Below are 25555 nucleotides of genomic sequence, written 5' to 3'. Positions count from 1 at the left end.
TGACACCCTGTCACGAATTACTCACACTGAGCAAACTTATCTTTCATTTTGTTACCTGTGTCGCGCGCGACATTTTCGAGAGGTGTCCGAATGGCCGGACCAGACTTCGCGTCGCTGCTGCGTGTCCGAGAGCAGGCCTTCAAGGCGGTCGATCGCCATCCCGAGCCCACCCTCGACGATCTTGAGATCGCCCGACGCGAACCGGCTGGGAGCGTTGCGGCGACCGTAGGTGCGCCGGCCACGCTGGTCGTGGGCAACGCCGACGACCGGGCTGAACACGACGCCGACCGGGTGGCCGACTCGGTGTTGGCGCGGCTGAACAGTGACATGCCCGACCGCCACCAACACGGCCCGTCTTGCGGTCATGGTGGGGCAGGATCAGAAGGCTTGGCCGCCATGGCTGATCCGGTGCGTCGTCGGCCGGCGGCGGGGTCGTCAACTGAGCGGCCGTCAGTAGCGGAATCGTCAGCAGCACCTGTGGTCGGACGGGCCGGCGGCGCGCTGTCCGGTGATCTTTCGGGCGAGATAGATCGAGCCAGAAGCGGCGGGTCCGCCCTGGATTCGGACGTCCGGCAGCGGATGGAGGCCGGCTTCGGCGGGAGCCTCGCCGACGTTCGCATTCACACCGACAGCCAAGCCGCCCGATTGAGCCGGACGGTAGCTGCTCGCGCATTCACCACTGGGAGCGACATCTTCTTCGGTGCCGGTGAGTACCAGCCCGATACTCCTGAAGGCGAGCGGGTACTTGCGCACGAGTTGGCCCACACCCGCCAGCAGGGTCCGGTGTCGCGGAAGATGATCTCCCGGTTGTGGGACCTCAAGGCCAACGGTCCGATTCCGTGGAACCAAGCCGTCGGAATCAGGACGCTGGCCTCCCGGCCGATCTGGTTCATCGCTGACAGCGCGGGCAACGAGATCGTCGTCAAGCCGGAGAACCAGCCCGTTGGCCTCGGCTCTCTCGTCGGTCTGATGCAACACAAGGTGTCGCAGATCAAGTCTGTCGACCAGCGCACGCTCACCGGCTCAGACCGGCTGGCAATCGACAACACGATCGGCATCGACGGCTGGACGACCAATGACCCCAGTTGGGCCAAACGTGGCGACTTTCTCAAGGCACAGCCTAAGAGCAAGATCGCGCCAACCGAGGACTCTGCCGAGGCGGCCAGGGACGACGCAGCGGCGCGACTCGGCGACAGGAAGACCAACGTAATCGCGATGTCCGTCGCAAAGGGCGAGGACGCAATGTCGGCGGCGACGCCAAACGCCACCGCCGACAAGATGTCGAGCGGAAAGTCCCGGCTTCGGGGGCTGCTGGAGGACAAGGAACACATGAGGAGCCTGGGTCGGCTCAACATGGTCGACCTGTTCATGGGCAACAAGGACCGGATCGCGAGCGGCAACCTGGGCAACTGGTTCTACGACCCGACCGGCGAAATCACCTTGATCGACCACGTGGATCCGGGCGACAACGAATCGGCTGAGATGACCCGCGGCATGGTCGACAACAACGTGTGGATCAGCACCGTCGGCCGGAACAGCCTCACCCCGAAACGCCGGATCGATGCGGCGACAGGGGGCGTCGGCAAGATCATCCAAACGGCAGCTCGCGATGATGACGACGGCGGCGCCGGCGACGGGGGCATCACCGCCTGGTCGCAACAGGTCATCAACGGCACGAAGCGGCGCGACGCGATGAACGCGGCGATGCTCGAAGGCATCGAAGAAAGCCGTCGTCAGATCATCAAGATCTTCTCGACCTCGAAATGGGACCTGGGCAAGGGCTCAGCCCATGCAACCAAGAAGAAACTGCGCAGCGCAGCCAAAAAGTCGACCGCCGTCGACGTCGGTGACAATGCTTATGGCGGCAACGATCCGACAAGCTACTATGCGATTCTCAAGGCGAGGGTCGCGTGGCTCAAGGCCAACTGACCGCCGATGTGACGGTGAATCACCGTTGGCATCGGTTGCCTGAGGTTCTGCTCGAACGGCTCGGATTGCAGGCGCAGCTGCACAAACGGACGTCCGCCGGTGTGCCCGTTGAAGAGGGCAGCCTGGCGCTCATCTTCGACGTCGCCGGTGCTGAGCATCTGCAGCGGGCGCAAGAGGTCGACGATGCATACCAGCCGGTTATCGCTATGGCCGAGCAGGAGTTCGACGACGTCCTGACCACTGACGGATCATTCGCGGCGCTGGTCAACTCCTGCGCACTGACGTCCCTTGATGCGCGCGTGCTGGCCATCGTCCTGGCGATCGAGACAATTGGCCGATGCCGAGATCTGGCCGCGCTCACTGGCTGTGGCGCCAACGCAGGCCGGGCCACGCCGCAGTTGATCGAGCAGCTGCTCGGGAGCGACGCGCTACGCAGCCTTGCTCCGGACGCCCCGCTCGTCCGAGCAGCGTTGCTGGCCGTCGATGGCACGCCGTCGTTCGCAGTCGCAGAAATCCTCCTTGCCCGGCAGGTGGTCTGGCGCCAGCTGGAGGCCGGCACACGTGACCCCGCGCTGCCCTCCGGAGCAAAGGTCCGTGGCCTGCCCCCGACGATGGTGGACGGCATCGAAGGCCTGGTCGTGGTGCATGGCGAAGATCCGACACGACGGGTGCAAACCGCGTTGGTCTCCCTGTGGGGGCTCGGGTTTCTCATCACCGATCCTCCTGTCGACGAGGTCGGCTGGCGAGCCGTAGTGCGCCAGGCCAGCCTCGACGGTCTGTCGGTGGTTCTGACGCTTCAGGACGAGCTGAGTCCGATTGGCCGCGAATGGATCGAGCGCGCGAGCCATTTGTCGTGGGCGCTGTGTTCGAAGGATCCGCTGCCGTTGGAGGCACTACCAGAACGTCCGTACCTCGAGGTGGAAGCCGCAGCGCCGGAAATCCTCGAACAGGAATGGTCAAACGTGTTTCCCGGTTGGCCACAACCGAGCCGGAAACCAAGCGCTGAGCAGCTCCGCCTGATCCGGACGGCCGCGCGGGAGGGTGAGGATCCGTCCGTCGTGATGCGTCGACTGGCAAGCGGTTCGTTGCTCCGCCATGCCCGCCGGATCTCGCCCCGGGTTGGCTGGGAGGACCTGATCCTGCCGCCGGTGCAGGAGAATCGGCTTCGCAGCCTGGTTGATCGGTATCGTCACCGGTCGGTCGTCCACGATGACTGGGGATTGCCGCTCTATCCATCGCCAGGTGTTGTCGCGTTGTTCTCCGGGCCGTCGGGCACCGGCAAGACGACGACCGCCGAGGTGATCGCGGGCGAGCTCGGCGTTGACATGTTCCGGGTCGACCTGTCCGCGTTGGTCAGCAAATACATCGGTGAAACCGAGAAGAACCTGGAAGAGATCTTCTCGGCCGCACACGCCGGCGATTACCTGTTGTTGTTTGATGAGGCTGATTCACTGTTCGGATCGCGGTCGAAGGTGACTGATGCTCGAGACCGGTACGCCAACATGGAGGTGTCCTACCTTCTGCAGCGACTGGAAACCTACGATGGGTTCGTGGTGTTGACCTCGAACTTTCAGGGCAACATCGATCAGGCGTTTCTTCGACGGATCCATGTCACGGTGCATTTTCCAGTGCCGTCGGCCCACGATCGGGAGCGGATCTGGGCGCGCTCACTGGCTCACGCGCCCACCGACGGCCTCGATTTGGCCTTCGTTGCCGAGAAATTCGACCTCGCCGGCGGTTCAATTCGCAACACCGCGCTGTCGGCGGCATTCTTCGCCGCCGCGCAGCAGTCACCGGTCGGCATGGTGCATGTCTTGCGCGCGATCTCGCAGGAGCTGACCAAACTCGGCCGGCGACCAACCGATGACCAGTTCGGACGCTGGCACGCGGAGGTTGCTGCGGAGGGATAGGCGTTAGCCAGCCTGCTGATTCAAGCCGACGCCCGTCTCGAGGAGCGACTTCAGGTCGCTGAGCACCCAGGCGTGACCACCACCGGCGCCTTCGTGTTCGAGAGCTCCACCGACCAGCAGCGCGAGCTTCGGCGCGTTCTCGAGGGCGTGGACGACCGTGAGCTTGGTGACATCATCGGTGATCGGGTCGATCTCATAGGTCAGTCGAGTGAATCCTTCTGAGGCCAGATCGGGATCCATCAACATTCGCCAGCTGATAACCAGTTTCCGCGGTGGATCTGACTCAAGCACTTCGCCGTCGACCATGACATCAGGGGTGTTGTGACCACCGGCAGCTCCGGCGGCCTTGATCTCGCTCGTGGCGCGTAGTCGGTGGACGCCACCTGGGCGGAGGTCGAACTCGGCGCGCCCGCCATAGCCGTACCGTTCGGTCCATTCGGGTTTGGTGATGGCGTCCCAGATCGCCTGCGGGGTGGTCTTGATATACACGCTGTAGACCTGGGTTGTCGCGGCCTGAACGGCCGATCGAGTGCTCTGAGTGGTCATGAGGGCTTCTCCAGTTCGGCTTTGAGTTCCACCAGCGCGGTTACTTCGCGCTCGGTGTACTTGTCGATCCACCGGTCGTGGATCAATCTGATCGGTATCGGGTTGAGAAAGTGCAACTTCTCCCGACCGGATTTCCGGGAGACGACGAGGCCTGCCTCTTCGAGAATCTTCAGGTGCTTCATTACGCCGAATCGTGTCATCGACAAGTCGGATTCGAGCTCGGTGAGCGTGCGGCCGTCACGCACAAAGAGCTGATCGAGCAGGTGTCGACGAGTCGGGTCGGCGAGTGCCTTGAAGACCAGGTCCTCGTCCATCACGTTAAGGACCATAGGTGACCAGATAGTCACATGTCAAGGGTTGACTGTTGCCGGAGCGCGGCCGTTGGAACCCGCCCGTTTCTACGCTGACATCTCCACGTAGCGGCACAGTGCGTTGACCAGCCTCAGTTGATGGGGGTTGTGTACCTCGGCGTCCAGGAGCCGCGGTGAGCCGACAAGAATGGTCATCGCACGTGCACGTGAAACGGCCACATTGAGGCGATGGATGTCGTAAAGAAAGTCGATACCCCGAGGTGCGTCCTCGGCCGACGAGGATGCCAGCGTGTAGATGACGATTGCTGCCTCGCGGCCCTGGAACTTGTCAACCGTGCCCACCCGAACCTCATCGGCGATCTCCTGCCTGAGTCTGCCGACGTGGGCGTTGTACGGTGCGACCACGAGAATCTGCTCTGACGTTATCGGCTGGGTAAGTCCGGCTGAGTTCGCCCATTCGCCACCGAGTAAATCGCGAACAATGCCCGCGACCACGGTCGCTTCCTGCGACGAGGCCGATTCGTTGCCGACGTGATCGACGGGCACCCACCTGAGCCCGGAACCGCTCCACCGCCGCGGGCTGAGGATCGTTTGCCGTTCGAGCGTGGCCGCTGACAGCAGCCGGGACTCATACGACGTCTTCGAGACGAAATCGGTGATCGAGGGATGCATACGCCATGTCGTATCGAGAAACACACCTCGTTGTGCCGGCATGGTGTCATGACCCTCGAGAAGATGTTCCAAGGCCGAAATGCCTGCGCCGAATGGGTGTTCTGCTTGGCTCGGTTGGGAGAGTTGTTGTGGATCGCCGAGCAGAACCATCGATTCAGCCGAGCGCGACACGGCGAGCGCGTTCGCCAGCGAGAACTGACCGGCCTCGTCGATCAGCAAAACGTCGACCGAGGCCTTGAACTCGGGCCGTGACCATACCCACGCGGTACCGCCAACGAGTCGATGTTCGCCCGATTCGAGGGCTGCTGCAACGTCGGAATTGTCCGCCGCGCATTCGATCAGGGGCGAATCACCCTTTGCCGACTCGTCACATTTTTGTAACGCAGGACGATCAACCTTCGCGAGCAGGCTGCCGATGACCTGGTGCGACAACGCGGTCACACCGACTCGAAGCCCCGCGTCGAGCAATGCGCGGATCAGTGCAGCAGCTGCCGTGGACTTGCCGGTGCCGGGAGGCCCCTGTACTGCGAGCACCTCACCTCGCAGCTCCAGGCCTAGCCGAACCACCGCTTGAGCAGGATCCTCGCCTGCAGCGATGGGTAGGGACGGTGGTACCTGGCGGTTGAGCAACCTCAGCCCGAGGCTGGTCTCCCCGTCCAGGGCACTGTGAGCCAGCTCCGCAATGGCTTGGCGCTGGACGGTGTCGGCCAACGGCCCCGTTGGCCCGATCCCGCGCGGCCGTTGCAGACCGCGCCTCTTGGAAATCCGGATCTCGATCCAGCCAAGCTCTGCCGACATGTCTTCGACGAGACCGACGGCAGTGTGCGTGTCGACGTCCAAGGGACGCTCACCGGTTCGAACCTTCGTGTCCTGCGGCGGAAACTCGTAGCGATAGATGCGCGATTGCGCCACGTCGCGTACGGCCATCGGCTCGCTCAAACCACCGATCGCGGAGCCGTCCTCGATCAGCTCCTCGTCGTCGAGATCTGTCAGTCGAAAGACCTCCCACCACGCAGGTCTGGCCTCGCGCCGATGCCAACCGACCAGGCCCGCGAACAGCTCTAGCCCGGCATCGACCAAGCGTTCGGCCAATGCAAGCTCGGCCCGCTCCTCGTCGCCCGGGCCCGCTTCGTCCTTACTCGCGCCACCGGCCGGGCGCGGCAGCGGCGTCGCTGATCGATTGGCCAGCTCGGAGCGGCGATCCTCCAACCAGTCGTGTAGCGCCAGCGTTGACCGAACGTCATCGTGGTTGTAGTTCTCAATCTGTTCGAGTGTGCCGTCCTGATCGGTGGCTGAGCCTTCGGCGAGCCAGCGTTCGTAGGCCACGACGCTCGACATGGCGTCGGCGACCTCGCGGTCGCCGGTGTTGGTGGTGCTGCCACCGCCGTTTGTGGTGCTGCGGCTAGTGCTGCTCCCGCTAGTGCCGCCACCGCCGCTAGTGGCGCCGCGAACGTGACCCCAGTAGAACGCCTCCATCTTCTTGATCGAATACGATTCTTTGCTGATGCGCAGACCCTGCCGGACGACTGCGTATAGATCTACCAGGACCTCCGCCCGCAACAACGTGTCCAGTTCGGCTTCGCGTACACCATGTCGAGCAGTTAGCCGCTGCAATGCGCTTTTCTCATATGGCGCATAGTGATACACGTGCATGTTCGGATGGGCATGCCAGCGCTCGATGATGAGATCGACCAGACGTTGGGTCAGCAGGGATTCGTCCTCGAAGCTATGCGCCCACATGGCCTCGAAGCCGCCGTCGCGCGTACCGACGCCCGCCAGATATTCCCGCCCGGACGGCTCGACGTACGGATCGCCCTCGAAGTCGAGGTACAAGTCTCCGCGATCAGGTTCGGGGAGCCTTAGTAAACCTAAACCAGTCTCCGGCTCGAGCAATTCGTACACCGGCTCGCCGTTGCGTCGCTCTTGGAGTTGAAGGGCAGCCTGACGAACCAGTCGCTCCCGAGAGCTGCGCCCAATCGTGTGCGGCAGGTTCTCGGGCTCGCTCTCGCCAAGTTGTGCGACCGTCGATATGCCAACGGCCTCCAGGGCTTGGCGATGATCTGTGCGCATGAAGGCGACCAGCGAAAGGTGGTCCTGCCGTCGCCAACTGCCGGCGCAGGTCGCGATCCATCGGCACTGGGTGCAGTGGGCAACGGGTTGCGCAACCGTGCTCGGCCGCTCGGTGACGAACATGCCGAAGCGTTGTGCGACCCGGCGATAGTAGGACTCAACGTCGGCGTAGCGGTAGGAGTGTTGAACACCGTCGCCGGCCACCACAGTGAGCCACGTGGGGGCGATGCCCTGCAGGCGTACCAGGTGTTGGCCGTATTCGGCCATCTGCAACAGGGCAGGCACCTTGAGCCGCCTAGCGAGCTTGGTGTCTGCGATGTCGTAGGACCACGGACCCAGCTCGGATGGTGAGTTCGTCCGCAGTAGAAAGTCGGCGTGGCCACGACGGCCGTCATGCAGAAAGGTCGCTTGATAGATAACCCGCGCGCCGTCAACCATCGCTGCCTCGGTGTCGATCGCGGCTTGCTTGAGCACGGTCTGATCGATATTCGTGACCGGGCCGCCGGCTTCAAGCTGGGCAAGGTACCGGTACTCATGTTCGAGGCCCTTGCGAAAGAGTAACTCGAGGGCCTCGTCTGGTTCGGTATTCGGCCGGTTTCGGTTGCCGTGCACCACGGCGAGGTCGAGCGAGGTGAGATGTGGACACGCCAAGAATTTGGTCAGGTCGGTTGGGCTGACCACAAGTTCGGTCTGATCCAGATACATCGTCGCATTTACCCCGGTCTCTCATGAGCGGCCTTTGAGCCAACGCACCCCGAAATATGACCACGGCAATATCAGCACGGCGCTCTGACAGTCTGCGTCAGCCGGTCAACATTCGACCACGAGGTGTTTGCCGTACGCACGAAGTGTTCGCGGTACAACTGTGCTCTGGTGCTTGGGCGACGGTCACGTCCTCAACTGGATTCGGTGATTCTGCTGCAGCGTCCGGTTGGGGTCTCGAGAGGCGGGTGGGCGCCACCATGGCAGGCCGTCGATCATCACGCAGTCCCAGCCTCGGCGAGCGAACTCGCGGTGGTGATAGCGGCACACGAGGGTCAGGTTGGCGAGGTCCGTTCGGCCGCCGGCCCACCACGGCTGGATGTGATGTGCCTGCGTCCATTCGGCAGGTTTGGTGCAACCGGGGAAGCTGCAGCCGCGGTCTCGCACGGTGAGAGCGATGCGTTGCTGCCTGCTAGCGAGCCGCGCGGTGAGCCCGAGGTCGAGCACCGCGTACTTGGCGGCACTGACGATGACCGCGAGGCTGGCCTGGCGAGACAGCTCCAGAGCCGAGTCGACGGAAAGAAGTTGGCCGTAGGTGGTTTCGGCCAATCCTCTGTTGGCGTCGTATTGCTCCTGGCTCATGGTCAACGTGAGGGTGACGGCCGGTCCGTCGCTGGTTATGCGCCCGGCACGCAACGCCAGGTCGCATAGATCTTCGAACGCATCGGCCATCCGCTGCTGATGGCTGCGGGGGTCAGGGCTGCCGTCGGCGGCTGGCAGTGGCGCGGAGTGAGCGTGCAGAACCGCGATCGCCTTGGCGCCCGCTTCGGGATCGAGGCAGAACGTACCGGTGACCATGCCGTCGCGCTGCGGGCCGAGCGTGAGCGACCGTCGCCGTCGGGCGTCATATTCGGTCGGACGGGTGCCGTCCGGGTTGATCGTCGCCTGTAATCGTTGGCTCGCGGCGATCAGCCCTGGGGGGTCCAGTTCGCAGGCCGCGCGGGTCAGGATCTGTTCGGCGGCGTGGAATTGGTCAACCGGCAATGCGGCGGGTAGATCGTCCATAGCTCGGCAAAGCAGGTCAACGTGCTCGGGTGAGACGTCGCCGGCGTGGGCCGCCTCAGCCGCCGTGGGCAGGATTGGCTCCATCGGCTGCCCGGTCAGACCGCGCCTGGGGCCTAGGGCAGCCGCCGCGCGCACGCGGGCGTTGGCCTCGCGTGGAGACAACCGCAGCATGTGGCGCAGCAGGGCAGCCACGGTGGCGCAGCCGTGACTCGGCGCCAAGCCGCGGCTCTCGATCTCGGGGAGTAGAAGGTGATCGGCGGCGGCGAGTTGCCTGCGCAGGGTCTCGAGTTCTGCGACTTCAGCGAGCAAGTCTGCGCTGGAGGCCGTTCGCGTTGTCTGACTGAGTTCGGCGAGGTAAGCGCGCACCGAAGCGGCCGCCTCAACCAGCCCGGTCGAGACGGCGCCGGAATGGAACTGCTCGGCCGTCATGAAGATCAACCTAGATCAGGGATACGACAACAACGGCCCGGTGGTGAAATCGGCTTTCGATAGGTTTTATATGGTGATTACTCAACGGAATATGTCGCACCCGCGTGCTAAGCGGCTTTGTTGCCAGACCTCGGAGCTATTCGAAGCGTCTACGTAGACGGAATCGCCAAAGAAGGAATTACCCGAGTAGGGATCAGCAACTGAAAGGCCGCCTGAACCGGTTCTCAGGTAACAGCTACTTAGGGGATCCTTTTCTGAGAGCCTGCACATCCGGGGTGGGCAAGGTAACGTTTCAACTGGCTCAGCCTGAGTGCGTATCGAATGCCGAATGTCGATGCCGGGTTGAGAGCAAGATGTCCGCGCGCTGGCACGTTGGGCGCAGTCAGGTCGCCCGATGTTCGCCGCGTCAGCCGAGTCCACACTCGACACCAATCCGCATACAGATTCCGATTCTGCGGTCGATTTCGACTCGGACCGCCAGGCGCCAGACCCGGCCGAGGTCCGCCGAGGCAGTGATTTTGCGGGCTTAGCGCGCAAGATCAAAGACGCGAACCTGCTCGAACGGCGTCGAGGTCACTATGCCGCCCGGATTGCACTCACCGGCCTCGCCTTCGCCGCCGCGTGGCTGACCTTCGCCCTCCTCGGGGACTCGTGGTGGCAGCTCGTCGTCGCAGTGGCAGTGGCGGTGCTGGCAACACAGCTCGCGTTCCTCGGGCACGACGGTGGCCACCAACAGGTATTCCGATCTCGTCGGGCGAACGATCTGATGGGAATCATCCTCGGTGATCTACTCGTCGGGCTCAGCTACGGCTGGTGGCTGGACAAGCACAACCGGCACCACTCGCACCCGAACTATGAGCGCCTGGATCCCGACATCGGCGATCGAGTCTTTGCCTTCACCACGAACCAGGTCGCGGCCCGGACCGGGCGTCTAGGCAGGCTTGTCGCGGGTTATCAGGCCTGGTTATTTTTTCCGCTTCTGACGTTGGAAGGCTTCCACCTGCACGTGGCGAGCCTGCGGTCACTGCTCAGCGGCAAAGGCCGCCGATATCGCAGCACCGAGTTAGTGCTGTTCACGCTGCACATCGTGATCTACCTGGCTGCGGTGTTCATCGTGTTGTCACCGATCAAGGCGGTCGTCTTCATCGTCATCCATCAGGCGGTCTTCGGTCTGTACATGGGATGTTCGTTCGCCCCGAACCACAAGGGCATGCCGAGTTTCAAGGCTGACGACAAGGTCGACTTTCTGCGACGCCAAGTGCTGACCTCGCGCAACGTCCGAGGCAACTGGTTCACCGATCTGCTGCTCGGCGGGCTCAACTATCAAATCGAGCATCACCTTTTTCCCAACATGCCGCGGCCGAGCTTGCGTCATGCCCAGCACCTCGTGATCCAGTACTGCCGCGATCACCACATCAGCTATACCGAGACGACGCTGCTCGGCTCCTACGTGGCGGCGGTAAGTCACCTGAACCAGGTTGGTCGGCCGCTGCGTCGACCGGAGCCGATTCCCACCCGCTGAGCAGCCAGCGATGACGACTCCGACGTTTGTACTGATTCCTGGTGCGGGCGGTGCCGCCTGGTACTGGAACCTGGTCGAAGCTGAACTGCGAAACCGAGGCTATGACGCCATCTCGGTTGGCCTTCCTGGCGCGGACGAGAACGCTGGCCTGCCGCAATATCTCGATATCGTCGTACAAGCTGTGTCAACGGTCGACGACCATACAGAGCTCATCATGGTCGGGCAATCGCTCGGTGCATTCACCGCCTCGCTCGCGTGCGATCAACTTCCGGTGAGCACACTCGTCCTGCTCAACGCGATGATCCCGGCCCCGGGTGAGACTCCTGGCGACTGGTGGACGAATACCGGCCAGGCTGAGGCCCGCCGAGCGCTCGACGAACAGCAAGGGCGTGACCCCGATGCCGAATTCGATCCGATGATCTACTTTCTGCATGACGTCTCGCCGACGCTGATTGCCGAAGGCGAGGGACACCAAAATCCAGAAGCCGACGCCGTCTTCGCAACGCCGTGGAACCTGACTGCATGGCCGGACGTGCCGACTCGCGTTCTATCCAGTCGCGATGATCGATTCTTCCCCTTGGCATTCCAGCGCCGAATAGCTCAACAGCGATTGGGAATCACCCCGGATGAGATTGACGGCGGCCATCTCGTGGCGCTCAGCGACCCGATCGGAGTGACCGATCGGCTGGAGAGTTACCGAGTTGCGAGTGGCAATCTCGATCCTCAGGCCGGGCGGTAAGCCTTCGGTATGCTGGCTGGATGGCTACGGACCGCGCCGAGCACCATGAACCGCGCGCCTGCGATGCTGCCTTGGCCAGAGCGTTTGGTTTCCTCGGCAAGCGTTGGAATGGCGTGATCATCGCGACGCTTACGTCGGGCCCAGCCGGCTTTTCCGAGCTCAGAAGGGCCGTCGTCGGTATCAGTGATTCGGTGTTGTCCGAGCGACTCTCCGAACTCTGTGGGGCCGGGCTGGTCGAGCGTGTCGTTGACGGCGGGCCGCCGCTAGCAGTCGAGTATCACCTGTCACCGGCGGGGAATGCGTTGCTGCCCGCGATGGAGGAACTAAAGGTGTGGGCTGACAACAACCTGCCGGTGAGTACCTGAGGCCTACACATCCGCCCGCAAGTCGACGGGCTCAGATCGGGTGGCTGCCTCAGCCGAGAGACTCGACGATGTGTCCGTCAAAGCGGAACTCGGTGCACGGGTTTCGCAAACCGGCTGACTCGCCCAACCGCTCTATGCTGGCGCGCAATACGCCAGGTTCGAGATCGAGAAAAGCCACAGTGCCGAGCCGGGTAGACCAGAGGTGAGGGTGTACGGCGCTCCCGGAGTTGATCTGAAGCACGCCGTCGCGAAAGTCCATGCGTTCGAAATGCGTGTGGCCGGTGATCATCACGTCGGCGTGCTCGCCCTTGAGATACTTGCGCTCCAGCACATCGATGGGCTCGTCCTCGGGCTCCATATCGTGGACCATGGCAATCCGGAATCCTTCGATGTCCAGCCATTGGGTCGGCGCAACCCGGTGGTCGATCATGCCGAAATCGTTGTTGCCTTCTGCAGCGATGACCGGAGCCCATTGTTCGAGTTGATCGAGGATCATCGGGTGCACGATGTCGCCCGAATGCAAGATGAGATCGACGTCGGCGAAGGCGGTGGCGACCTCGTCCCAGAGAACCTTCAGCCCCGCGGGCATATGGGTGTCAGAGATGATGCCGATCCGCGTATGTCCCACGGCAGGCCACTCTGCCTTACGGTGTCCAGTAGTACAAGATCATGAACTCGGACGGGCTGCCGCTGAGGCTGGCGCGGCAATCGGTAGGGACACGTTGTCATGGCGACCCGGCGGTATTCCGATCAAACGACCAGATACCCAAAATCGTACCTAGCTGTGACAGACGGTAGCCAGGCGTGTTTGGTTAGCGTATGGTGAGAATTACTACGGGTACTTCGGATGTCGGCCTCCACGCTGATTTCGCCCCTGGCGATTGCTAACCGGGTCTTAGTCGGACCTTGGATCGGCGCACTTGATGAGTCACCGCACGCTGCTCAGCTCCGCAGAACTCCGCAGGTCAGCGGTAGGAACCGCAGCCACCGCGACAGACGCAGCCGCAGCCAGAGGCACAGGCACAGGCACAGGCGGCTCCATCGCCAAGCATCGCTACCATGCGCAGCCCCCATGGACGATCGACGCCGTAATCGACAACGACGCAATTCGGACGCTCTTCCAGCCGGTAGTCCACCTGGCATCGGGCGCGATTGTAGGTTTTGAAGCGCTCTCGCGGGGCCCTGCGGGCAGCTTGCTGGAAACGCCCATGGCGCTGCTTGCGGCCGCGGCGAAGGTGGGCAGACTCGGCGAGCTGGACTGGCTGTGCCGGACCCAGGCCACCCGAGCTGCTGCCGACGCTGATCTGCATCCGGACCTGTCCTGGTTGATCAACGTCGAGCCCGCGGGGTTGGTCATCGACTGTCCGCCACGGCTGGCCGCCGAATACATGCGATCACGTACCAAGCTGCGGGTGATCCTCGAAGTTGTCGAGCGCGATGTCGAAGCACACGTCGCCGACCTGCTCTACGCCACCGATCAGGCGCGCCGCGACTCGTGGGGGATCGCCTTGGACGACGTCGGGGCGGACCAGAGCTCGTTGGCGCTGCTCCCTTTTCTGCGGCCCGACGTGGTCAAACTGGACATGTCTTTGGTTCGTTCGGCGCCCTGTGCCGCCGCTGCGGCGATCACTGCCGCGGTGCGTGCCTACGCCGAGCGTACGGGCGCTGTCATTCTTGCCGAAGGCATCGAGACGCTCGAACAAGAGCAGTTGGCGCAGGTCTTTGGTGCGACGTACGGCCAGGGCTTTCGCTACGGCCGCCCAGGACCGCTGCCAAGTACGGTGCCTGCGCCCGGACATGTCATACCGAGACGTGGGGGCTTGGTACCGCTGTGTGGACGTACCCCGTTCGAGGTGCTCACCGCGACGTCCGAGCCCCAGCGGGCCCGTAGAGCCGATCTGCTCCACATCAGCCAGCACCTGGAGCATCAGGCCGCCAGCGGCGCGGAGTCATCAGTCGTGCTGGCCTGCTTTCAAGATCGGTCCTACTTCTCCGCGAGCAATCAACGTCGATACCACGAGCTCGCGCAACTCAACGCCTTCACCGTCGTCTTGGCCGCTGGCTTGGATGCCAAGGCCGAACCCCGCTTTCGGACGGCTCCGATCGGGCCCGGCACCGGTTTGGAGCGGGAATGGATCGTCATCGTCATCAGCCCGCACTACGCCGCTGCCTTTGTGGCCCGCGATCGTGAGGACACCCTGTCAGACGGTGAGCGTCAATTCGACTATGTCTTCACCCACGATCGGGACTGTGTCATCGCAGCGGCCAGGAGCTTCTTGCAGAATGTCGATCGCAACAGCGTGACCGCTGACGATGCCCGGATCTTCGACGCGGCGGTCAACACGGAAGCCTTCGCTTCAGTCATGCTGTGAGCTGCCGATGTTAGCGGTATGAACGGCCAACCGGCCATCAATCAGTTGATCTCGCTTCGTGCTGACAACGGCCAGGAGTACGCCAGCCGCGTCGAGGATGTCGGCGACGGTTGCCTGACTGTTGCGCGGCCATTGGATCTGCCCGCCGAACACGGCTTGTGGGTTGGATGCACCGTCGAGACCACCTGGCACGTATCGAGCGGATTATGCGTTCTGCCCTGCAAGCTGGTCGGCGTTCGCCGCGAAGGTGCCGTGCCGTTGTGGGACATCGATATCGTCGGCAACGGTTGGCGTGAGCAGCGGCGAGCGTTCGTCCGGGCCGCCGTGATGGGAACCGTTGCCCTGCGCTGGGCCTCGGCTGATGGCACCGGGCACGAGGCAACGGGAGTTGTGGCTGACCTCAGCGAGGCCGGCGTTCGCTGCACGAGCAAGAGTCAGTCGCTGGTCGACCACCCCCCGACGGATTCTCCAGTCGAGCTTTTACTCAAGACCTCTGGCAACTCGTTCGAACTGCATGCTGACGTGCTCCGGGTGACTGAAGTGTCGCCAACCGACGGCCATCCGACCGCACCGCCACAGTGGCAGATCGTGCTGTTGTTTGCAGATCAGGGAAAGATCGCCGATGACCTGCGGCGAATCGTCTTCAATCAACAACTTCTCGAACGTAACGGACGTAGAGCCACGCAATGATGGCCTTGTCCGGAAAACGTCGTCGGGCACTGTCAGGCCTAGCGCAGAGTGAGAGCCTGCTCACCTTCTGCGCTAGGCCTCACAGTGCCGAACGTTGTGGAGCATCGCCTTGTAGACGAACAGCTCGGATCAATCCAGCTTTGAGGTAGGGCGTTGCGGGCCACCGCTGCAATCCAGATCGAGCGTTTTGCGGCTCGCCAGCAGGTGGTGTGCAGGGTTGACCGACAACGCGGGTATATCCCTGACCCCTCGCGAGGGGTTATAACTGGGCCGGTGCAGGACGCCTACAGCTATCGGACAAAAGGGAGAGCCACCTAGTGACTGCGGATGTGAAGAGTTGGGACGACGCGGGCTTGCAGTACGAGGTCGAGGACGGAGTGGCCTGGCTTAGGTTGAACCACCCGGACAAGCGCAACGCCATCGATCGGCCGATGCGCATCGCTCTGCTCGCAGCGATTCATGAAGTGACCGAGGATCCTGCGGTTCGTGCTGCGGTTATCACCGGTAACGGCAAGGCGTTCTCGTCCGGAGCCGACCTGACCCAGGAAGGTGGTCCGCTCGAAGTGCCGCCGGAGCGCCGCCGCAGCGAAGGCCCGAACGTGTCCCGGGACGACGGCCTCATGTACGGCTGGGCCCGGTTGCTCGAGCGAATCTGGCGTAGCGAAAAGACCTTCATCGCCGGCGTGAACGGAATGGCAGCAGGCGGTGGCTGCCAGCTCGCATTGGGCTGTGACCTGATCATCGCTTCGGAAGAGGCGAGCTTCTGGGAGGTCTTCGTACAGCGTGGCCTCCCGCTCGAGGGTGGTGGCGCCTGGATCTTGCCGAAGCTGACAAGTCTTGTGCGCGCGAAAGAAATGGCCCTGCTCGGTAAACCGTTACCAGCGATTCAGGCCGAGAAGTGGGGCATGGTCAACCGGGTCGTGCCGCATGCGGAATTCGACGCCACCTTGCGCGAATGGGCCAAGGAGGTTGCCAGCGGTCCAACGGTCCGGATGGGCCACATCAAGGGCCAGCTCAATTCGTCTTTCGAGGCCGGAATGCTGGCCTCCTTCAAAGAAGAGGCCACCCTGCTCGGTATCGGTGGTGGCGCGGACGGGCACGAGGCAATGCAGGCCTATGTCGAACGTCGGGCGCCGCAGTTTCGGGGCATCTGACACCCCTTAGCCAAGGCGTTCCGCACTGCGTGCTGTGACCCGCGGCTCAGCCGGCCGGTCGCCTGGACGTTGTAAGGCGACCGTGCCGTGTGCCAATATCGAATTGTCGCTATCGAAAGCGATTCGGTAATTCAGCTGAACCGGGTGTCCCCTGGTGATCTGGCCCGAAGAGCTGGTCTGAGGGGACCTGATGAACTCGATGTCAGCACTGCCCGGACTCTTGGGGCACGATCCGGCACAGCCGACGCCGCAAAAGCTGGCGAACCCGTTGCTGGTCTTGCCTTCGCGACGGCCTAATTCGGTCCGACGGGCGACATCGTTGCAGATCTTGCCCGACCCCAGCTGGGACCTGGGCTTTCAAGTGCACGCCGTCGCCCAGGACAGCTCGACCGATGCTGCAGGCGTGGTGTCGACGGACGAGGTCAACCCGCTCGAAGTAAGCGTGGACGCTGAGTCCCGGATCGTGGCGATAGCGGCGTCGCTGCCGCAGCAGGTGCTTGATTCGCTGGTCGGCCGACCTGCGATCAGTGGCTTTCGCGCCGCCTTGGTCACGCTTGTCGAGCAGGGTGTGGACTTGTCTTCACCCACCGGTGCCCTGCTCGATGACCTGCCGACCGTACGGTTGATTTCGGGCTACGCGCGCCTGATGAACGAACCGCCGAGGGTCTCGCCGATGCCGAACAGCCACCCGCAGCTCGATGTCTGCCGTGGCTGGGCGGTCGGAGACACCGCGCACCGGCAGGCGATGGAAGGGCAATCGCTCGTCAGGACCACGACCGATGCGCCGTTCTTCGCCGAGATGTTGACTGATCCGTCCGACTTTCCGGCTGAACCTGAACCGGTGCGCGATTCGATGCGCCGGCGCCGGATCTTCGAGATCACCAAGGTTGACAACGGTATCGAGCTTTATCAGTACTTCCGCGACAGCTACGTCGATGACGAAGGTGTCGAGAGTTCGCTGCACGAATACATCGTCCGAGCGACCGCTGGCTCCGATCTGGTGCTGACCGATATAGCAGTCGAGCCGCGGGCGCTTCCGTTCCCGGAGTGCCCGCTGGCCTCGCAGAACGCCGGTGCCTTGCGAGGTTCATCGCTGCGCGACGTGCACAGCTCGGTCCGTTCGATGCTTTCGGGGACTCGCGGGTGCACGCACCTCAGCGACACCTTGCGGTTCTTGCGATTCACCGAACCGCTCAGCGAATCGCTGCTCTGACCAGCCGTTACTTCCTAGACGTCACGCGCTCAGCGCCGTCGTCGTCACGGTGCACCGCGGTGACGTAGTGATCGTCTGCAGCACCACGCAATAGCGCTCGGTGAGGCGGGTAAGCGTAGCCAGCTGCTCCGCGTCGGCATCGGTGTCGAGCTGGAACGAGAGCCGGATGTCGGTCAGGCCCACCGGCACGGACTTGTCGACCGCGAGGGTGCCACGAAAGTCCAGATCGCCCTCAGCGCGGACCGTTCCCCCTCTGATGTCGAGACCGAGCGAGGTAGCTACTGCGCCGAGGGTGACACCTGCGCAGGCGACCAGCGCCTCCAACAGCATGTCGCCTGAACACAATTGGGCGCCGTCGCCACCGGACGCGGGGTGCAGGCCGGCTGTGGCCATTGCGCGGCCCGTGTCGACCGAGCAGGTCACGCCGTCACCGAGTGACCCGCTCGCGCTCAGCGTCACTCGCGCGGCCTCGGGCTTGGCCCGATACTTCTCCTTCAACGGACCCTGAATTGCACTCAGCGCGGATTCGACCATGACCAACCGTAACGCTTTCCTTCCGGCACGTCGCCGGAATACGTGCCGGGAACCGCCAGCGCTTCGACGTCCGTACTAAGCCCGATGGCCGGCACACCGCTGGCCCGACAAGGGTGAAAGAGGAGAAATGAATATTCAAACCATCTTCGGCAAGCGTCAAATCGGTCTCGCCGCCGCAGCGCTGCTGACCGTGGGCGGGGGTTTGGCCATCGCTGGGGCCGCCGATGCCGCGCCGATTGCGTCAGCCTCGGTTGCCAACAACACGCTCACGATCAATGGGACGAGCGGCGATGACGACATCGTGATCGGCTTAGCGGCCGATAACCCGAATACGTTGGTGATCGATTTCGGGAACGGGACTCTGCCGCAGAGCTTCGACCGCACGACCTTCAACACGATCTCTGCGTTCCTCGGGCGCGGTGATGATCAGTTTCACGAGAACGAACTCAACGGCAGGTTTGTCGAAGAGGCCTTGATCGTCGACGGTGGCGCCGGAAACGACACCATCGTGGGAGGGTCCGGCAACGACACGCTTTCCGGCGGGGCGGGCGATGACAACATCCAGGGTGGCGCCGGTAACGACGTGATTTTCGGCAATGCCGGCAACGATGTCATCGACGGCAATGTCGGGACCGATACCGAGATCCTCGGCGCCGGGGCTGACACCGCGGTATGGAATCCGGGAGAAGGAAACGACGTCGTGGACGGCAGTGCCGGGGTCGATACCCTCGCCTTCAACGGCTCGAACGCGAACGAGATCATGGCACTGTCGGCCAACGGACGCCAGGCTGTGCTGACACGTGACGTCGGCGGGATCCGGATGGACCTGGACAATGTCGAGCATGTCAAGGTCGCGGCGGTCGGTGGTGCTGATTCCGTCACGATCAACGACTTGACCGGAACCGATGTGCGCTCGGCTGACGTCGACCTTTCAGCACAGGGTGTCGGTGACGGTCAGGCCGATACCGTAACGGTAAACGGCACCAACAAGGCCGATCGAATCTACGTTGCCGGCCATGGCAGTGCAGCCGACGTAAGGGGCCTGGTGGCGGCAACGCACGTTACCGGCGGCGAGACCGCCGACCACCTGCAGGTGAACAGCCTGGGCGGAAATGACACCGTCGCGATAGCCAAGGCCGCCGGCACGTTGATGAGTATCGCGGCCGACCTCGGAACCGGTCAGCGCTGAAGAATGCCGCGGGGCGCGCCGAGATGTCGATTCATCAACGACGATGGGCCGATCGGCTGGCAGAGGTATGAAAAACCGGCCAGCCAATCTCGGTGCGCCACGCGGTGCTTTCGTCCGTGTCGCGTGGGCCAATGAGATAGATCTCGTGCACAGGCCCCACGACGGCGAACTCATGATCGGCGACGTACCTACCCAGCCGTCCGTACGTAACGTCAATATCGTCGTGCGGGCCGTTGTGCACCGTGATCGCCAGTTCTGCTGCGGGCACGATGAACGGCTTTATCCTTCCAATTGCGGGAGGTTCCGCGACCGGAACGTAGACCAGCACGTCGCCTCGATCGTTGGTGAACAGCTCGTTGTCATACAGCCCACCAGGCGGCCCAGTCACGTGCAGGCGTTGCCCCGACACGGCCTGTTCGATTTCGCTCATGGCTGTGCCATACCAGCTAAGAACGTTCCCGCGCTCAACCGTCTCACCGATCGCGGCAACCGTTCTGGCCGAGGTCGAACGATGCTCGACCTGGATCGCGGGCGGGACGGGTTCAAGCAACCTGCGAAGGGCCGCGACTGCGGCTCGCGTCTGATCGAGTTGACTCTCCAGACGCGCGAGGTGCTCGGCGATCAGGGCACTTCTGGCGTCCGGATCAGTGGTCGCCAACACGTCCGCCACCTCCCGCACCGGCATGTCCAGCTCGCGAAATCGGCGGATCACCTGGGCGGTGGGAATCTGCTCGGCTGAGTAGTAGCGATACCCGCTGTGCGGGTCGATCTCGGCAGGTTCAAGCAGCCCGGCCTCGTGATAGTGCCGCAGGGTCTTGACGCTCAAGTGAGTGAGTTGGGAGAAGTCACCGATCGTCAGGGAGGCGCGCATGTGGACAACTCTGCACCCCTCCAGTGCCTGCGGTTGACTCTCCCCCTACCGGAGGGGTCACGGTGATGCATCGACCGAGGAGGATCCAGATGAGCACCAACCTTGCAATGACCGAAGACGAAAACCGCATCCGCCGGTATTTCGAATTGGCACCCGGCCCGGGTGTCGATGCCTATTTCGCTCAGTTCAGCGCAGACGCCATCGTCGAGGACGAGGGCAACACCTATCGAGGAGTGGCCGCCATCCGTGCGTGGCGTACGACGGTACCAAGGGTCGTTTACACCGTGCAGGACGTTGAAAAGTCTGCGACCGAGCACGTCGCAATCGTCGATATCGCCGGTGACTTTCCCGGTAGTCCCGTGCAGCTACGATTTCGGTTCCGGTTCGCAGCGGACGGGCTGATCGACTTCCTCGCTATTGCACCGTGACTGGATCTGCACCCTGACTGGACCGCGCCGTGGTGGCCTGATCACCGACCGCGAATGACGTCGAACGCTTCGCTGATGTTGGCCGCTGGTGGGGGCCCGTCCATCGAGATCCCACGTTGCGGCAGCACCTTTGCCATCGCAGGCGCGAGTTGTTCGTCGGTGAACCTGCGGTAGTCCTCCGCCGTCTCCCAGACATCGACCACATGCACGCCGGCCGCCGTCTCGGTGATGAGGTGGACGATCAAGCCGGCCGGAGGATTGTCGTGAGCGCCGGTCTCAGCGCTCACCGCCTCTACGTCTGCACGGCTCGCTGGGATATCTGTCGTCATCAAAACAGGCATCGAACCCTCCCCTGACGGCCGACGATCGGCCGATGCAGGCAAGTGTGAGCCGGGCCGTGCCAATGCGCAATGGATCAATGTGGCAATGCGCCGACGCACCGATGCTGGGCTCAGGTTGAGCCGGACGCTCAGATGAGCCCGCTCGCGGCGCTCTTGTTGTCACGTTTGTTGTCCAACTGTGCGTTGCGGCGCAGCCATGCCCCGAGAAGGCCCCGCACGATCAGAAATGGAATCAACAGCGTCGCCAACATCGAGGCAATCCACACAATAAGGGTCGCGAACACCCACGTGCTCGCGCCCCGGATCGATAGGCCGTCCGAAATCCAGGTCGTGATCAACAAGGCCAACAGCGTCGAAATCAATCCGGCCGCACCGACCACGGCCGGGGCGCTGCGAATCGCGACCTTGAGGATGAACGGCGACAGTATCGCCCGCAACACCGCGAAAATGACCACGTCGACGAGGAACGAGCTCACGCTGATGGACATATCGGGAAGCACGATGACGGCAACGATCAGTCCGATAGCAGCCGTGACGACGAAGATGCAGAACCTGATGATGAGGCGGATCACAAAGGCAACATAGCTGCCAACGGACGGTACGCGCGACATGCGCTTCGGGTGAGATGTCGGGTGGCAGTAGCCGCGGTCGGTCAGGGCCGGGCTCTCCGGCTCACCATCGTCGTGAGGGCGGCGCCAGCGACGGTTAGCGCGATACCGATCGCGAGCACGCTCGATGCGGCCGTGCCCGTCGCGGCGAGTTCTGGATTGAAGTCGACTGGTTGGGCCGACGGCGTTTCCGGTAGCACGGACGGCGGGAAGGTGGATTGTGTCGGAGCCGGCGGTGGTGGCGGGGCGGTGACCTCGACGATTTCGGCGGGGTTTCCGAAGCCTTGATCGGTCGGGACCTCGCCGCCGGTGACGAAATTGTTCGTCGCAGCGGTCGCGAACGTGTAGCAGCCTATGCGGGTCAAGTGCACCGGCGGGGTTTGAGTGGTGCCGTTGCTCGCCAGCACCAGGGGCGCGAACCGGGCGGCAACCGGAGGTCGGGCACTGAGCCAGTTAATGCTGGTGCAAGTGCCGTCTGCCGCGGGCGCCAGCGGTCCGTATAGAGCGGACGCGAGAGTCATGGTGCGGCCCGGCAACATACCGGTCAGGGTTATCCGGTCCGAGACGCTGTCACCTGGTTCGACCTGCTGCGCAGAGGCAGCGGAACGCACTTGCCAGGGCGGGACGACGGGACGCGGTAGCACCCGCACCGTCTCGGTCGGGTCCCCAGGGGCCGCGGTGACCTGGGGTCCGGCCGCCGGTGCAATCAGTGCACCATAGGAGTAGCAGCCAGGCTCGGTGAGCTGGGTTGGGTCGATGTCGATCGGGCCATCCCCGACCACGGCAATCGGGGCGAAGCGGCGTGTGACCGGCAAGCTGGAGACAGGCGTCCAGTTGACGCCGACACAGCCGTCACCACCCACCGGTGAGACTGGGCCGTACAGGATCACCTGGATGGTGGCTGGCTCGGCGACGCCGAGCCCTCCGACGGCGTAGGTGTCGGCCACGCTCCCGCCGACCTCGATCAGGTGACTGGAAACTTGACTGGCAAGGGTGGCCTCGACGGGCGCGGCCGCGAAGGTGCCGGTGAAGCCGACCTTGCCCAGCAGCGTGATCGGTTTGGTGAGAAGCATTGACTGCACTCTTGCTACCGCGGTGTCACCGACCATGAGGGTGCCCGTCGGGTCAAGCCTGCTCGCGGTGGCCTTGATCGTGAAGGTGGAGTCGGTCGCAGACCGCAGCCAGAGTTGTGCTCCCGCCGCGAGTGCGGATCCATTGGTGAACGGCTGGGTCCCGGCGGCGTCGGTGAAGGCTTGCGCGCCGTCCACAGTTACCGTGATCGGGCTTGCGAGTCCGCTCGGTCCGAAGGTGTACGGGCCGGCGAGTGTTCCGGTCACGCCGCTGTCCGGCCCCGTGATCGTGGGGCTTGGGTCAGTTGGCACAGTGGGGAGCGGGCCTTTGGCGATCGCGTCGGCAACAATGCCAGCGACGACGTTGTACAGTCCTGCGGTCTGGTAGGTGGGCGGCATCACGATGCCGTCAGTGAAGAAGTGGATCGCCATCGCGACGGTTCCGGCCTTCTGGGCATTGGTAGTAGCCGCTCCGGCAGGCAATGTGGTCAGCGGGTAATAGTCCTGAAGTATTCGCAGCACGTATCCGAAATTCGCGATGCTGGTCGGTGTGGCAGGTTCCGGATCGTAACCGGTACCGGATAGCTGCCCGGCACCGAACTGAATGCAATACCCGGTGCCGATGACGACGGCGGCCGGGTCAACTTTGCGGTTCTTGTCGTAGAAGTTGTAGAGGCAGGAGTTCGTGCCGCTCTGTGCGGTGAATCCGAGGGCAGCGGGGTCGTAACCGCCGGTCGGGTAGCCCTGGGCAATCCGGTTGTAGGAATCTGGAACCTGATAAGGCGGCAGCTGGTTAAACGGCGCGGCTGGTCGCACGCCAACCTCGATACATCCGGCCGTCCCGTACTGGAAAGCGGCGAATGGCTGCTCAGCGACCGCCGGCGTCGGCAGGCCTGACGCTGGCATCGCCCAGACGAACAACATCAAGCCGCTGAACAGGACGAGAACGGCGGCTGCAGCGACGCCTCGCCGCGCGTCGGGCACTGCTCTGTCCGAAGTGTGACCGCCTGCCGTGAGACCGAGACCGGGCTCCATTGGGGCAACGCTACGCTGGTGGGCGGCTACCCGTGCATGCTTCGGATCCGCCCGTTCGAGCTACTTTGACGTCAGCGCGTCGATCTCCTTCTCGAGTTGCTTCTCATCTGCTCTGAGTTGTTTCTTGCTGACCTTCGCGGCATGTTCGAGAGCATCCTCGACGCGCGATTCGAGGTCTGTGGCGGCGATGACGACCAACCCGCTCTCACCTTCATCGAGCAGTTCGCCGAGGTCCTTGAGGTCAGACCGGCTCATTCCGGCGGCGACGTGCCCGGCGAGCGCGCCGAGCCCGGCTCCGCCCGCTCCGCCTAGTAACAGGCCGGCACCCAGGCCGACTGCCGGGAACAGTGCAACCAACGCACCGCCGACCAGCCCGATACCGAGGCCGCCCCAACCCCCCTGTCGGGTGGGCTGCTCGTGTTTCTTGACGATCTTCACCTTGCCGTCAGCGTCACGGGTGACGACGGCGGCATCGTAGGTGTCGATGATCCCGGATCGGATGTAGAGCTGGTGAACGGCGTCGTAATCAGCCTCAGCGTCGGCTTGCGATGGGTAGCTCGCCGCGACGACCACGAAAGTGTCCAGCGCCATTGGATGATTCCCTTCTTCCTCACTTCCGGTCCACTGAGAACGTGGCCGGACGCCGACCGATGCCAGCACAGGGTCGATCAAATCCGAAATCTCGCCCACTGCACTCATCCTCCGCGAGTGACGCCGGGCTAGGGTCGAATCAGGAGGTCTGCCAATGAGCGATATCGAAAGCCGGTTGGCCCGGCTGGAGGACGAGAAGGCCATCTTGAATCGGCTGTACGCGTACGGGCACTCCATCGATTATGGCCATGAAGAGGTCTGGGTAGATTGCTTCACGCAAGACGGCGTGTGGGATGCACGCCGACGCAGCGGTAGTGAGCACAACACCGTGTGCCGCGGCCGCGCGGAACTCGCAGCGTTCATCCGCACCCACACCCGAGCCCCGATGGTTTACCACAAGCACATGCTGTCCGAGCCGATGATCACCGTCGAGGGAGACCACGCAACGTGCGACAGCTACTTCATTCGCCTTGACGTCGTGGATGATTCGCCGACACCGCGAGTTTCGGGGATGGGCCGCTATCGCGACAAGCTACGTCGTTGCGAGGACGGTGTCTGGCGCTTCAGCGAGCGAATCGCGGAGATCGAGTCCCTTTAGTCGTCGGCGGAAACCATCGCCGGGCAGCGTCCGGCTCTTCGTCCGCAGGCAGTGAAATCGCACATTCGGCAGAGCGCGCCGCCGCCGGGGCTTTCGCCAGTCGCGCGTTGTGCAAGACGTTGGGCGGTCAGGTTCGCCACCAGCACCTCGCACGCTTCGAGCAGAGCCTCGCGCTGCCCGTCACTCAGGCCCGTCATGGTGTCAGCGATTGCATCAAAGCGCTGCTGTCGCACCCGTTCGGCGACCTCTCGGCCATGACTGGTGAGCGCAACCGTGATCGAGCGAGCATCTTCACCGGGTAGACGCTCGACCAAATCCTCCGCTACAAGGCGATCGACCAGTCGGACCCCGCCTGAATGGGTCAGACCGAGGATCTGGCTCAGTACCTGAACCGAACCCGCCGGTGCGAAGTCCATCAGCGCGATGAGTGCCGCCGGAGCGCTCCCGTCCAGCTGAGCCGCCTGCCGGGTAGCAGTGGACACGCGGTCGGACAGGCCGGTGGCGACGGTTCCCAGCAGGTTGGCGAGCCGGACGTTACGAGACTTGCGCATGGACCCACGATAGGGGTTGACCGCGATTCGCACCTGTGATTGAGTCACAT

24 protein-coding genes are annotated in these 25555 nt (G+C 63.3%); 12 read left to right on the top strand and 12 right to left on the bottom strand.

Annotation, left to right across the window (positions count from 1 at the left end; all coding sequences use genetic code 11):
• Positions 1 to 90: 90 nt before the first annotated feature.
• Together ACSMXN_RS23385 and ACSMXN_RS23380 are read left to right on the top strand one after the other, a co-directional pair.
• On the top strand, positions 91 to 1929 hold the full coding sequence (locus tag ACSMXN_RS23385; RefSeq protein WP_022915117.1) for an eCIS core domain-containing protein: 1839 nt from the start codon (positions 91 to 93) through the stop codon (positions 1927 to 1929).
• A complete protein-coding gene (locus ACSMXN_RS23380) occupies positions 1911 to 3839 on the top strand; it encodes an AAA family ATPase (protein WP_022915116.1) in 1929 nt (642 codons plus the stop codon). The genes ACSMXN_RS23385 and ACSMXN_RS23380 overlap by 19 nt, the downstream gene beginning before the upstream one ends.
• Positions 3840 to 3842: 3 nt before the next feature.
• Here the strand turns inward: ACSMXN_RS23380 and ACSMXN_RS23375 are convergent, their stop codons facing one another.
• From ACSMXN_RS23375 to ACSMXN_RS23360, 4 genes are all read right to left on the bottom strand, one after another.
• The gene (locus ACSMXN_RS23375) at positions 3843 to 4385 is read right to left on the bottom strand and encodes an SRPBCC family protein (protein WP_051149030.1); all 543 of its coding nucleotides are present in this window, start codon (positions 4383 to 4385) and stop codon (positions 3843 to 3845) included.
• Positions 4382 to 4702, bottom strand: a complete 321-nt coding sequence (locus ACSMXN_RS23370) for a winged helix-turn-helix domain-containing protein (RefSeq protein WP_027139890.1) — start codon at positions 4700 to 4702, stop codon at positions 4382 to 4384. Before ACSMXN_RS23370 ends, ACSMXN_RS23375 begins: the two co-directional genes overlap by 4 nt.
• Positions 4703 to 4783: 81 nt before the next feature.
• A complete protein-coding gene (locus tag ACSMXN_RS23365; RefSeq protein WP_022915115.1) occupies positions 4784 to 8143 on the bottom strand; it encodes a TM0106 family RecB-like putative nuclease in 3360 nt (1119 codons plus the stop codon).
• Between the two features lie 183 nt (positions 8144 to 8326).
• Positions 8327 to 9634 carry an HNH endonuclease signature motif containing protein gene (locus ACSMXN_RS23360; protein ID WP_022915114.1) on the bottom strand — a complete coding sequence of 436 codons (1308 nt, stop codon included), beginning with the start codon at positions 9632 to 9634 and terminating at the stop codon, positions 8327 to 8329.
• A 394-nt stretch (positions 9635 to 10028) separates the two neighbouring features.
• On the opposite strand from ACSMXN_RS23360, the gene ACSMXN_RS23355 reads away from it, so the two are divergent.
• Genes ACSMXN_RS23355 through ACSMXN_RS23345 form a run of 3 tightly spaced genes read left to right on the top strand, consistent with a single transcriptional unit; the run spans position 10029 to position 12260 of the window.
• A complete protein-coding gene (locus ACSMXN_RS23355; protein WP_022915112.1) occupies positions 10029 to 11156 on the top strand; it encodes an acyl-CoA desaturase in 1128 nt (375 codons plus the stop codon).
• 10 nt (positions 11157 to 11166) lie between these two features.
• Entirely contained in the window at positions 11167 to 11895 is a 729-nt protein-coding gene (locus ACSMXN_RS23350; RefSeq protein ID WP_022915111.1) for an alpha/beta fold hydrolase, read from the top strand.
• Positions 11896 to 11915: 20 nt separating this feature from the next.
• Complete coding sequence (locus tag ACSMXN_RS23345; protein ID WP_022915110.1) at positions 11916 to 12260, top strand: winged helix-turn-helix transcriptional regulator; 345 nt, start codon at positions 11916 to 11918, stop codon at positions 12258 to 12260.
• 49 nt (positions 12261 to 12309) lie between these two features.
• Here ACSMXN_RS23345 and ACSMXN_RS23340 read toward each other — a convergent pair whose 3' ends face one another.
• Positions 12310 to 12888: a YfcE family phosphodiesterase gene (locus ACSMXN_RS23340; RefSeq protein WP_022915109.1), complete on the bottom strand. Its 579-nt coding sequence runs from the start codon at positions 12886 to 12888 to the stop codon at positions 12310 to 12312.
• Between the two features lie 295 nt (positions 12889 to 13183).
• Here ACSMXN_RS23340 and ACSMXN_RS23335 point away from each other — a divergent pair, with 295 nt between their 5' ends.
• The 4 genes from ACSMXN_RS23335 to ACSMXN_RS23320 all read left to right on the top strand — a co-directional run bounded on the left by ACSMXN_RS23335 (position 13184) and on the right by ACSMXN_RS23320 (position 17689).
• Positions 13184 to 14632 (top strand): EAL domain-containing protein, encoded by a 1449-nt coding sequence (locus ACSMXN_RS23335; protein ID WP_022915108.1) that lies wholly within the window; start codon positions 13184 to 13186, stop codon positions 14630 to 14632.
• Positions 14633 to 14650: 18 nt separating this feature from the next.
• Positions 14651 to 15322 carry a PilZ domain-containing protein gene (locus ACSMXN_RS23330; protein WP_022915107.1) on the top strand — a complete coding sequence of 224 codons (672 nt, stop codon included), beginning with the start codon at positions 14651 to 14653 and terminating at the stop codon, positions 15320 to 15322.
• A 317-nt stretch (positions 15323 to 15639) separates the two neighbouring features.
• Positions 15640 to 16476 carry an enoyl-CoA hydratase-related protein gene (locus ACSMXN_RS23325; protein WP_022915106.1) on the top strand — a complete coding sequence of 279 codons (837 nt, stop codon included), beginning with the start codon at positions 15640 to 15642 and terminating at the stop codon, positions 16474 to 16476.
• Positions 16477 to 16666: 190 nt separating this feature from the next.
• Positions 16667 to 17689: a DUF2889 domain-containing protein gene (locus tag ACSMXN_RS23320; RefSeq protein ID WP_022915105.1), complete on the top strand. Its 1023-nt coding sequence runs from the start codon at positions 16667 to 16669 to the stop codon at positions 17687 to 17689.
• A gap of 21 nt (positions 17690 to 17710) precedes the next feature.
• Here ACSMXN_RS23320 and ACSMXN_RS23315 read toward each other — a convergent pair whose 3' ends face one another.
• Positions 17711 to 18223: an OsmC family protein gene (locus ACSMXN_RS23315; RefSeq protein WP_022915104.1), complete on the bottom strand. Its 513-nt coding sequence runs from the start codon at positions 18221 to 18223 to the stop codon at positions 17711 to 17713.
• A gap of 127 nt (positions 18224 to 18350) precedes the next feature.
• Between ACSMXN_RS23315 and ACSMXN_RS23310 the strand changes: the two genes are divergently transcribed.
• The gene (locus ACSMXN_RS23310) at positions 18351 to 19412 is read left to right on the top strand and encodes a calcium-binding protein (protein WP_022915103.1); all 1062 of its coding nucleotides are present in this window, start codon (positions 18351 to 18353) and stop codon (positions 19410 to 19412) included.
• A gap of 34 nt (positions 19413 to 19446) precedes the next feature.
• Here the strand turns inward: ACSMXN_RS23310 and ACSMXN_RS23305 are convergent, their stop codons facing one another.
• A complete protein-coding gene (locus tag ACSMXN_RS23305) occupies positions 19447 to 20283 on the bottom strand; it encodes a MerR family transcriptional regulator (protein WP_022915102.1) in 837 nt (278 codons plus the stop codon).
• 89 nt (positions 20284 to 20372) lie between these two features.
• On the opposite strand from ACSMXN_RS23305, the gene ACSMXN_RS23300 reads away from it, so the two are divergent.
• On the top strand, positions 20373 to 20711 hold the full coding sequence (locus tag ACSMXN_RS23300) for a nuclear transport factor 2 family protein (protein ID WP_022915101.1): 339 nt from the start codon (positions 20373 to 20375) through the stop codon (positions 20709 to 20711).
• A 41-nt stretch (positions 20712 to 20752) separates the two neighbouring features.
• Here ACSMXN_RS23300 and ACSMXN_RS23295 read toward each other — a convergent pair whose 3' ends face one another.
• From ACSMXN_RS23295 to ACSMXN_RS23280, 4 genes are all read right to left on the bottom strand, one after another.
• The gene (locus ACSMXN_RS23295; protein WP_155958520.1) at positions 20753 to 21052 is read right to left on the bottom strand and encodes a hypothetical protein; all 300 of its coding nucleotides are present in this window, start codon (positions 21050 to 21052) and stop codon (positions 20753 to 20755) included.
• A 128-nt stretch (positions 21053 to 21180) separates the two neighbouring features.
• The gene (locus ACSMXN_RS23290) at positions 21181 to 21663 is read right to left on the bottom strand and encodes a phage holin family protein (protein ID WP_022915099.1); all 483 of its coding nucleotides are present in this window, start codon (positions 21661 to 21663) and stop codon (positions 21181 to 21183) included.
• A 41-nt stretch (positions 21664 to 21704) separates the two neighbouring features.
• Entirely contained in the window at positions 21705 to 23765 is a 2061-nt protein-coding gene (locus ACSMXN_RS23285) for a hypothetical protein (RefSeq protein ID WP_022915098.1), read from the bottom strand.
• Positions 23766 to 23825: 60 nt separating this feature from the next.
• The gene (locus ACSMXN_RS23280) at positions 23826 to 24455 is read right to left on the bottom strand and encodes a DUF1269 domain-containing protein (RefSeq protein WP_022915097.1); all 630 of its coding nucleotides are present in this window, start codon (positions 24453 to 24455) and stop codon (positions 23826 to 23828) included.
• A 55-nt stretch (positions 24456 to 24510) separates the two neighbouring features.
• Here ACSMXN_RS23280 and ACSMXN_RS23275 point away from each other — a divergent pair, with 55 nt between their 5' ends.
• A complete protein-coding gene (locus tag ACSMXN_RS23275; protein ID WP_022915096.1) occupies positions 24511 to 24954 on the top strand; it encodes a nuclear transport factor 2 family protein in 444 nt (147 codons plus the stop codon).
• Here the strand turns inward: ACSMXN_RS23275 and ACSMXN_RS23270 are convergent.
• Positions 24951 to 25505: a MarR family winged helix-turn-helix transcriptional regulator gene (locus ACSMXN_RS23270; protein WP_022915095.1), complete on the bottom strand. Its 555-nt coding sequence runs from the start codon at positions 25503 to 25505 to the stop codon at positions 24951 to 24953. The two genes, ACSMXN_RS23275 and ACSMXN_RS23270, sit on opposite strands and share 4 nt — an antisense overlap.
• Positions 25506 to 25555 lie beyond the last annotated feature (50 nt).

It is taken from the genome of Parajatrophihabitans canadensis (assembly GCF_053764775.1).
Note: the sequence above shows the minus strand (reverse complement) of the source record. Positions and strands in the feature narration are given on the sequence as shown.